The organism is Xinfangfangia pollutisoli (assembly GCF_020179405.1).
Lineage (GTDB): Bacteria > Pseudomonadota > Alphaproteobacteria > Rhodobacterales > Rhodobacteraceae > Pseudogemmobacter > Pseudogemmobacter pollutisoli.
The window spans coordinates 1-9,505 of sequence record NZ_JAICBZ010000116.1 but is presented as its reverse complement, the minus strand read 5'-3'; the positions used below and the strand labels follow the sequence as shown (position 1 = coordinate 9,505).

The window sequence follows — 9,505 nt, the reverse complement described above, 5'->3', positions numbered from 1 at the left end:
GAGATGGACACGGCCGAGGACGCGGGCGCGGTGATCCGCCTGGTGCTGGCGCCCGCGGATCAGGCCGCGTTCGCCGCCGCCGCGGCCCTGCCCGAACCGGCAGATTGGGCGCTGCCCGCCCCCGCCGCCCTGCCGCCGTCTTCTGCGCCGCGGGCCGAGGGGCCGATCGTTGTGGTGATCGACCCCGGCCATGGCGGGATCGACCCGGGCGCCGAACGCGACGGCCAGAAAGAGGCCGATCTGATGCTGTCCTTCGCGCGCGAGCTGAAGGAACTGCTGCTGCGCGATGGCCGTTTCAATGTGGTGATGACGCGCGAGGAAGATGTCTTCGTGCCGCTGGAAAGCCGCATCTCCATCGCCCGCGCGGCCGGCGGCCAGGTCTTCCTGTCGCTGCATGCCGATGCCATCGCCGAGGGCGAGGCCCAGGGCGCCACGATCTACACCCTGTCGGAAGAGGCCACCGATGCCGCCTCGGAAGCGCTGGCCGAACGGCATGACCGCGACGATCTGCTGGCCGGGGTGGATCTGAGCGAGCAGGACGATGTGGTGGCCAGCCTGTTGATGGACATGGCCCGCGCCGAGACCGAGCCGCGCACCGCGCGCCTGGCGCTGGCGCTGGAAGCCGCGATCAAGGCCGAGGGGCTGCGCATGCACCGCCATCCGCGCCAGGAGGCGGGTTTCTCGGTGCTGAAATCGCCCGATCTGCCCTCGGTGCTGCTGGAACTGGGCTTCCTGTCCTCGGCGCGCGACATGAAGCGGCTGAACGATGCCGAATGGCGGGCCAAGATGGCCCAGGCGCTGCGCCAGGCGCTGCTGGCCTGGGCGGATGAGGATCGGGCGCTGCGGGCGCTGCGCAAGAACTGACCCGCCGCGTTCTTCTGCGGCCTTCCTCTGCGCAAGACGATCCTGCGGGCGGCGCGCGCGCAAAGCCCCCCGGCTCAGGCCAGACCGCGCGCCCGCGGGAACCCGCGTGCCGCGATCACTTTTCCGGGCCAAGGTTTTGACGCGGTTTCGCGTCTGCTATAAGGCTGCGCAATCATCCCGGGGGGCAGATCGTGCTGCGATTCATCGGTTCCTTCTTCGGAGCCATCTTCACCACGGTCACGCTGGGCCTGCTGTTCGGGGCCCTGACGGTCGGGGCCATCTTCTGGATGTATTCCCGCGGCCTGCCCAGCCACGAGACGCTGGCGCAATATGCCCCGGCCACGATCAGCCGGATCTATACCGGCGAGGGCAAGATCCTGGACGAATTCGTCGACAATGGCGAACGCCGGCTGTTCGTGCCGGCCGAGGATATCCCCGATCTGGTGAAACAGGCCTTCATCTCGGCCGAAGACAAGAATTTCTACTCGCATCACGGCTATGATGCCGGCGGCATGATCGCGGCCTTCGTCGAGGCGGTGAAAAGCCGTGGCAAGGACATGCGCGGCGCCTCGACCATCACCCAGCAGGTGATGAAGAACATGCTTCTCGACGGCACCCGCCAGGGCACCAAGGGGATCGAGCGCAAGATCAAGGAAATCATCCTGGCCACGCGGCTGGAAGAGACGCTGTCGAAAGAGCGGATCCTTGAGATCTACCTGAACGAGATCTTCCTCGGCCAGAACTCCTATGGCGTCGCCGCCGCGGCGCAGACCTATTTCAACAAGACGCTGAACCAGCTGACCCCGGGCGAGGCGGCCTATCTGGCGGCGCTGCCGAAGAAGCCCACCGACCTGCATCCGGTGCGCCAATATGACGAGGCGGTCGACCGGCGCAACTATGTGCTGCGCCAGATGCAGGAAAACGGCTATATCGACCAGGCAACCTATGAGCGCGAACGCGCGCTGCCGCTGAAGACGGTGCAGAACGGCGATTTCGCCTCGTTCCGCGAAGGTCTGCCCTCGCGCACCTATTTCACCGAGGAAATCGCCCGCCAGCTGTCGAAGAACTTTGGCCGCGACGAGTTTTTCACCGGCGGGCTGACCATCCGGGCGACGATCGACCCCGACCTGCAGGAAGCGGCGGAAAAGGCGCTGCGCACCGCGCTTGAGAAATATGACCGCGGCCGCGGCCGTTGGCGTGGCACGGGCAAGACCATCTCCGAAGACAAGCTGGGCAAGGAAGCCGACTGGCGCGGCGCCCTGGCCGCGGTGGATGTGCCGCGCGACATCGAGGGCTGGTTCCCCGCCGTGGTGCTGGAGATCGCCGACAAGTCGATGAAGATCGGCGTCGAGGGCGTCCGCGAAACCGAGGCCGAGCCGCAGGTGGTGCCGCGCGCCGATATCGACTGGATGAAGGGCAGCTTCCGCGACAATTTCAAGCCGGGCGATGTGGTTCTGGTGCGCCGGATGATCAAGGATGCCGATGGCAGCTTCCTCCGCTGGACCCTGCGCCAGGTGCCCGAAGTGCAGGGCGCCTTCATGGCGATGGATGTGAACACCGGCCGGGTCCTGGCGATTCAGGGCGGCTTCTCGTACCAGTTCTCGGTCTTTAACCGCGCCACCCAGGCGACGCGGCAGCCCGGGTCGTCCTTCAAGCCCTTCGTCTATGCCGCGGCGCTGGATTCGGGCTTCTCGCCCGCGACGATCGTGGTCGATGCGCCGATCGAGGTGGACACGGCCCAGGGGCTGTGGACGCCCAAGAACGCCTCGGGCAAGTATTACGGCCCGACGCCCCTGCGCACCGGGATCGAACAGAGCCGCAACCTGATGACGGTGCGGATCGCGCAGGAAATCGGCATGGAGACGGTCGCGGCCTATGCCGAACGCTTCGGCGTCTATGACCGGATGTCGCCCTATCTGGCCAATGCGCTGGGGGCGCAGGAGACGACGCTGTACAAGATGGTGGCGGCCTATGCGATGTTCGCCAATGGCGGCGAGCGGGTGGAACCCACGCTGGTCGACCGGGTGCAGGACCGCTATGGCCGCACGATCTATCGCCACGACCAGCGCAATTGCGAGAATTGCGGCCTGCCCAGCCTGCCGCAGGGCGAGGGGCTGCGTGTCACCTCGAACCGCGAGCGGGTGATGGACGCGATTACCGCCTATCAGCTGACCTCGATGCTGGAAGGCGTGGTCCAGCGCGGCACCGCGCGCGGCATCAACCTGCCGGTGCCGATCGCCGGCAAGACCGGCACGACGAACGACGCCAAGGATGTCTGGTTCATCGGCTATTCGTCAAACATCGTGGCCGGCTGCTATATCGGCTATGACAACCCGGTCTCGCTGGGCAATGTCTCGGGCGGCGGGTTCTGCGGCCCGGTCTTCGAAAGCTTCATGAAGACCGCGATCCAGAAATATGGCGGCGCGAAGTTCAAGGTTCCGCGGGGGGGCTATTTCGTCAAGATCGACCGCTTCACCGGCGCGCGGTTGCCCGATGACGCTTCGGGCGACAATGTGGTGGCCGAGTATTTCCGCGAAGGCGAAGATCCGCTGTTCGGTCTGGGGACGATGGTGGATGGCGGCTTTGCCATGGGCCAGAACCTGCCTCTGTTCGCCTATGGCGAAACCGATGGCGACAGTGGCAGCACGGTGACGACGGCCACGGGCGGCACGGCAGTGATCCCCGGCAAGGCCGATTTCGGCACCGTCTCGGCCGGCGGGCTGTACTGAGCCCCACGGAAGCCGCGCTCTGCGCGCGCCCTTGCCCGGGCGCGGGCGAGGCGTTATCAGGCCGCGATCTAGACGCGATCAAGACGCGAGGGACGACAAGATGCGGGCCGAGACGCAACAGACCGTGGACGCGATCCGCAAGTCGCTGGCGCTTCTGGCGCAGCGGCTGGACTGGGAAACCGCGCCGCATCGGCTGGAAGAGTTCAATGCGCTGATCGAGCAGCCCGATCTGTGGAACGACCCGGCCCGGGCGCAGAAGCTGATGCGTGAACGCCAGACGCTGATGGATCAGGTCAACGGCTACAAGCTGATCGAATCCGGCCTGACCGACAATGTCGGGCTGATCGAGCTGGGCGAGGCCGAGGGCGAGGATGCGCTGGTGGCCGAGGCCGAGGCGGCGCTGAAGGCGCTGATGGAAACCGCCGCGCAGAAAGAGCTGGAAGCGCTGCTGAACGGCGAAGCCGATGCCAATGACACCTTCCTTGAAATCAACGCCGGCGCCGGCGGCACCGAAAGCCAGGACTGGGCCGAGATGCTGGCGCGGATGTATACCCGCTGGGCGGAACGGCGCGGCTTCACCGTCGAGATGCTGTCGGAAGAAGCCGGGCAAGAGGCCGGGTTGAAATCGGTCGCCTACAAGATCACCGGGCACAATGCCTATGGCTGGCTGAAGACCGAAAGCGGCGTGCATCGGCTGGTGCGGATCTCGCCCTTCGGCTCGGGCGACAAGCGGCAGACCTCGTTCGCGTCGGTCTGGGTCTATCCGGTCGTCGATGACAATATCGACATCGAAGTGCAGGACAAGGATATCCGCATCGACACGTTCCGGTCATCGGGCGCGGGCGGCCAGCACGTCAACAAGACCGACTCGGCGGTGCGGATCACCCACTTCCCGACCGGGATCGTGGTCACCAGCTCGTTGAAATCGCAGCACCAGAACCGGGAAATCGCGATGAACGCGCTGAAGGCGCGGCTGTATCAGATGGAACTGGACAAGCGCAGTGCCGCGATCAACGAGGCGCATGAATCCAAGGGTGATGCCGGCTGGGGCAACCAGATCCGGTCCTATGTGTTGCAGCCCTATCAGATGGTGAAGGATCTGCGCACCAATCACGAAACCTCGGACACCCAGGGCGTGCTGGACGGCGATCTGGATGGCTTCATGGCCGCGACGCTGGCGCTGGATGTGGCCGGCAAAAGCCGGGCCGAGGCCAACGCCGCCGACTGAGCGCGGCGGCCGGGCGGTTGACCGGCGCCCGATGGAAGGTCAGGACAAAGGGGCGGGACATGCAGCTTTCGCTTGCGCAGATGGCGGTCGAGGTGCTGACCACCGCCGATGGCCGCGCCAAGACCGCTCTTGGCCGCGCCCATGCTGCGCGCTGGTTTGCCGCCCGCGCCAAGGGCGATCCGCTGCCGGTCGGCCGGGCCGATCCGCCCCTGCGCCCGGCCCGGCCCGACCAGCCCCCGCTTCTGCCCCCGCGCGATGTGCCGCGGCGGCGCCCGGGCTCTCCGCTGGGGCGGATCGCGCTTCTGCATGCGGTCGCGCATATTGAATTGAACGCGGTGGATCTGCACTGGGACATCATCGCCCGGTTTGCCGATCAGCCGATGCCGCTGGGCTTCTATGACGACTGGGTCAAGGCCGCGGATGAAGAGGCCAAGCATTTCAACCTGATCAGCGACGTGCTGGAGGCGATGGGCAGCCATTACGGCGCGCTGCCCGCCCATGCCGGCATGTGGCGCGCGGCCGAAGATACGGTGGGCGATCTGAAGGGCCGGCTGGCCGTGGTGCCCATGGTGCTGGAGGCGCGCGGGCTGGACGTGACGCCGGGCATGATCGAGATCTTCCGCAAGGCGGGCGAGGTGCAGGCCATCGCGGCGCTGGAGGTGATCTATGCCGAAGAGGTCGGCCATGTCGCCTATGGGTCCAAATGGTTCAACTGGCTGTGCGGCCGCGATGGCGAAGACCCCAAAGAGGTGTTCCACGCCCTGGTCCGCCGCTATTTCCACGGCGCGCTGAAACCGCCTTTCAACGAAGAGAAACGCGCCGAGGCCGGCTTGCCACCGGATTTCTACTGGCCGCTGACCGAAGACCTGCCTGACGCGGGCTGAGCGGCGCGGATCGGCGAAATCTCGCCGATGATCGGCGATGATTCAGCGGCCGGCGGATGGCCTTGGGCAAAATCCTTGCGACAGGGGGGCTCGTTGGCTTATCAGAAACGGGCCCCGGGGGGCTGCGCGGGTCTGCACAGCTAAGGGTCTGTCTCAAAAGGCTGAATCGGAAAAGCGCTTGCTTGCACGTCTTGCATTCCGGATCAACACCCAGCTGGAACGGGTTTTTCCCGAACAGCGGCTGTTTCTGAAATCCGACTATGGAACCCATTTTCTGCGCCTGCGTCCCGCGACCCAGGCGCTGATTTCGGTGATCACCGGTCTGGGCCTGGCTTGGACCATCGTCGCCACCGCCATCCTGATGATGGAGACGATCGGCGCCGGATCGGCGCGCGATCAGTCGCTGCGGCAGAGCCAGGTCTTCGAGCGGCGGCTGGGCGAATTGTCGGCCGACCGCGATCTGCGCCTGCAGGAAGCGACCCAGGCGCAGGAACGGTTTTCCGAAGCGCTGGAACAGGTCTCGGAAATGCAGGAGATGCTGCTCGCTTCAGAGGACCGCCGGCGCGAGCTGGAAACCGGGATCGAGGTGATCCAGAACACCCTGCGCCGCACGATCAAGGAACGCGACGAGGCCCGGGCCGAGATTGCCCGCCTGACCCTGGCGCTGGATCAGCATGGCGAGGGCACGGCGACCGAGATGGGCCGCGTCCATGACACGGCGGCGACGCTGGAATTCCTGACCGGCGCCCTGGCCGATACGGCGCGCGAGCGCGATGCGGGGGCGGCGGAAACCGCGGCGGTGCGCGACGAGATGCTGGCGCTGCAGGATGCAATCCGCGCCGACAAGGCCCGCAATGATGCGATCTTCGCCAAGCTGGAAGAGGCGGTCACCGTCTCGATGGAACCCCTGGACAAGATGTTCCGCTCGGTCGGGCTGGACCCTGACGATCTGATCGCCTCGGTCCGCAAGGGCTATTCCGGGCAGGGCGGGCCGCTGTCGCCGATCACCGTCTCGACCTCGGGCGTGCCGCTGTCGGCCGAAGAACAGCGCGCCAATGCGATCCTGAAGGAACTGGACGAGATGAACCTGTACCGGATGGCCGCCTTCAAGGTGCCGCTGGGCATGCCGGTGAAATCGGCCGTCCGATTCACCAGCGGCTTTGGCGGCCGCAACGATCCCCTGGGCCGCGGCTATCGCCAGCATGAGGGCCAGGATCTGGCCGGCGATTACGGCACCGCGATCTATGCCACCGCCGATGGGGTCGTGACCTATGCCGGCTGGGAGAATGGCTATGGCCGCCTGATCAAGGTCAAGCATGCCTTCGGCATCGAAACACGCTACGCCCATCTGTCACAGATCCGTGTCGAGGTCGGCCAAAGGGTCTCGCGCGGGGACAAGATCGGTGATATGGGCAATTCAGGCCGGTCTACCGGAACCCATCTTCACTACGAGGTGCGACTTGGCGGTTCCGCCGTCAATCCGCTCAAGTTCATAAAGGCAGCCAGCAATGTTTTCTAAGAGCCGCATCAACGAGCCGGGTCCGAAGGCCGAGGCTGACAAACCCAAAAGCCCGGAGAGCCAAGTGTCGAAACCCGCGATGGAATTCACCCCTTCGGCGCCGAAGGGCAAGGCCGTGGCATCGGTCCTGTCCTCGGATCTGACGGTGGTGGGCAATCTGCGCACCACCGGCGATATCCAGGTCGAGGGCACTGTTGAAGGCGACATCCGCGCCCATCTGCTGACCGTGGGCGAAAGCGCCACGATCCGCGGCGAGATCGTGGCCGATGACATCGTGGTCAATGGCCGGGTGATCGGTCGGGTGCGCGGGCTGAAGGTGCGGCTGACCTCGACCGCGCGGGTCGAAGGCGACATCATCCACAAGACCATCGCGATTGAATCGGGCGCGCATTTCGAAGGCTCGGTGCAGCGCCAGGAAGACCCGCTGGCCGCCGGCCGCAGCGCGCCGCCCGCTTTGGGCAGCACGCGCCTTCCCGATGCGCCGGCCGCGGGCGAAGCGCCCTGAGGCCACCGGCCTTGATCTGAGGAACGCAGGGCGCCCGAGGGCGCCCTTTTGCATGGCGGGTCCTAGGCGATGGCGCGGCGGTACAGGTGCCAGCTGGCATGGCCAAAGACCGGCAGCACGACGAAAAGGCCCAGAAAGCCCGGCAGCATGGCCAGGAACAGGCAGGCACCGATCAGCGCGCCCCAGCCAAGCATGACGGTCGGATTCGCGCGCACCAGCGCCAGGCTGGTCAGCATGGCGGTGACAAAATCGACCTCGCGGTCCAGCAGCAGCGGCAGGCTGACCACCATCAGGCTGTAGAACAGCGTAGCGAAAGCCGCGCCCACCGCGCTGCCGAAGGCCAGCATCGCCATGCCCTCGGGCGTGAAGAAGATCGCCAGGCTGGAGCTGACATTGGTCATGGTCGAATAGCCCAGGAACAGCGCGAAGATCATATGCGCCAGGAAGTTCCAGAACAGGAAGAACACCACCGAGACCGCGGCGATCGAGGGGATCTGGCGGTCCTTCTGGCGGAAGATCACCCCCAGAATGTCGCCCCATCCGAAGGGCTGGCCGGTCTCGCGCCGGCGGGAGACTTCGTAAAAGCCACAGGCGATGAAGGGGCCCAGGATCGGAAAGCCCGCGGCGGCGGGCAGGGTCCACCACAATTGCCCGCGCGCGGTCAGCGCCCAAAGGACCAGCCAGCCGCCGATCACATAGACCAGCGCGAAGAACAGCCCATAGGCCGGGGCGGCGCGGAAATCGCGCCAGCCGGCGGCCAGGCTGTGACGCAGGTCGGTCCAATCCAGTTCATGGATTTCGGGCGTCGCGCCCGCGGCAGTGTCGGGCGCCGTGCCCGCGGCAGTGTTGGGCGTCGCGCCCGCGGCGGTTTCGGTCGTCATGCATCCTCCCCTCGTCCTCCGGGGGGAATCCTAGCCGAAGCCGGGCGGGCGCAAAGCGATTTTTCGACGAAAAATCGGGGCGCCGCGCTACAGCGCCTTCAGCGCCGCCAGAACCTCGGCCGCATGGCCGCGAGGCGACACGTCGGGCCAGACCCGCAGCACCATCCCGTCTCCGCCGATCAGCAGGGTCGAGCGGCGGATGCCCATATGGGTCTTGCCATACATCTTCTTCTCGGCCCAGACGCCATAGGCCTCGCAAGTGTCGCCGTCCTTGTCGGACAGAAGGGTGATCGTCAGGCCCTGACGCTGGCAGAAGCCCTCATGCGTCTTGGCGCTGTCCTTCGAGATTCCCAGGATCCGGCAGTCATGGGCGGCGAATTCGGCGGCGAGGGCCGAGAATTCCTGGGCCTCCAGTGTGCAGCCCGGGGTATTGTCGCGCGGGTAGAAATACAGGCAGACCCGGCCGGGGCGCAGGGCCGACAGGGTCAGGCTGCCGCCGCCGGTGGCGGGCAGGGTGAAATCGGGGGCGGTCTGGCCTTCGGCGATCATGGGCGGCTCCTTGCCTTGTGAGCGGCTTGCACTGGTCATCGGCTTGCCTTGCGGCAAGGATGAAGGCAAGGGGCCGAAGAGGAAAGGCCCCGAAGACGGATTGCGCGCGCAGGTGCTGCGCGGTGCAGCCAGGGGCAATGGGGCGGACGGGCTTGGCGGAAGGCGAGATCAGGGTCGGGCCGGAACAGGGGGGACCGGCGGGTCGGATCCCGCCCGGCGAAGCCCCGGCTGCGGCTGCGCCCCCGGGGGCTGCGGATGTGACGCCGCCCGCGTCGGCCCCGCCTTCGCCCCAACCGTCGTCACCGCCTTCGCGCCGCCGATGGCAATGACATGGTGATCACCCTGT

At 66.4% G+C, this 9,505-nt stretch carries 8 protein-coding genes; 6 read left to right on the top strand and 2 right to left on the bottom strand.

Annotation, left to right across the window (positions count from 1 at the left end):
• The 6 genes from K1Y73_RS20275 to K1Y73_RS20250 form a co-directional block, all read left to right on the top strand.
• The coding region (locus K1Y73_RS20275) for an N-acetylmuramoyl-L-alanine amidase family protein (RefSeq protein ID WP_225030135.1) at window positions 1–864 on the top strand (864 nt) is incomplete at its 5' end.
• A gap of 191 nt (window positions 865–1,055) precedes the next feature.
• Entirely contained in the window at window positions 1,056–3,593 is a 2,538-nt protein-coding gene (locus K1Y73_RS20270) for a penicillin-binding protein 1A (RefSeq protein WP_225030134.1), read from the top strand.
• 100 nt (window positions 3,594–3,693) lie between these two features.
• Complete coding sequence (gene prfB, locus K1Y73_RS20265; RefSeq protein ID WP_225030133.1) at window positions 3,694–4,821, top strand: peptide chain release factor 2; 1,128 nt, start codon at window positions 3,694–3,696, stop codon at window positions 4,819–4,821.
• Between the two features lie 59 nt (window positions 4,822–4,880).
• Window positions 4,881–5,705 carry a ferritin-like domain-containing protein gene (locus K1Y73_RS20260; RefSeq protein WP_225030132.1) on the top strand — a complete coding sequence of 275 codons (825 nt, stop codon included), beginning with the start codon at window positions 4,881–4,883 and terminating at the stop codon, window positions 5,703–5,705.
• Window positions 5,706–5,883: 178 nt separating this feature from the next.
• Window positions 5,884–7,224, top strand: a complete 1,341-nt coding sequence (locus tag K1Y73_RS20255; protein WP_225030130.1) for a M23 family metallopeptidase — start codon at window positions 5,884–5,886, stop codon at window positions 7,222–7,224.
• A complete protein-coding gene (locus K1Y73_RS20250) occupies window positions 7,214–7,729 on the top strand; it encodes a bactofilin family protein (RefSeq protein WP_225030129.1) in 516 nt (171 codons plus the stop codon). The genes K1Y73_RS20255 and K1Y73_RS20250 overlap by 11 nt, the downstream gene beginning before the upstream one ends.
• Window positions 7,730–7,791: 62 nt before the next feature.
• Here K1Y73_RS20250 and K1Y73_RS20245 read toward each other — a convergent pair whose 3' ends face one another.
• Together K1Y73_RS20245 and K1Y73_RS20240 are read right to left on the bottom strand one after the other, a co-directional pair.
• Window positions 7,792–8,610: a DUF2189 domain-containing protein gene (locus K1Y73_RS20245; RefSeq protein ID WP_225030127.1), complete on the bottom strand. Its 819-nt coding sequence runs from the start codon at window positions 8,608–8,610 to the stop codon at window positions 7,792–7,794.
• A gap of 87 nt (window positions 8,611–8,697) precedes the next feature.
• Window positions 8,698–9,159, bottom strand: coding sequence for a peroxiredoxin (locus tag K1Y73_RS20240; protein ID WP_225030125.1), 462 nt, complete (start codon window positions 9,157–9,159; stop codon window positions 8,698–8,700).
• Window positions 9,160–9,505 lie beyond the last annotated feature (346 nt).

Bases quoted from the DNA above. Each gene is read 5' to 3' on its own strand.
- K1Y73_RS20260 (WP_225030132.1), top strand. From the start codon at position 4,881: ATGCAGCTTTCGCTTGCGCAGATGGCGGTCGAGGTGCTGACCACCGCC.
- prfB (WP_225030133.1), top strand. From the start codon at position 3,694: ATGCGGGCCGAGACGCAACAGACCGTGGACGCGATCCGCAAGTCGCTG.
- K1Y73_RS20240 (WP_225030125.1), bottom strand. From the start codon at position 9,159: ATGATCGCCGAAGGCCAGACCGCCCCCGATTTCACCCTGCCCGCCACC.
- K1Y73_RS20245 (WP_225030127.1), bottom strand. From the start codon at position 8,610: ATGACGACCGAAACCGCCGCGGGCGCGACGCCCAACACTGCCGCGGGC.
- K1Y73_RS20250 (WP_225030129.1), top strand. From the start codon at position 7,214: ATGTTTTCTAAGAGCCGCATCAACGAGCCGGGTCCGAAGGCCGAGGCT.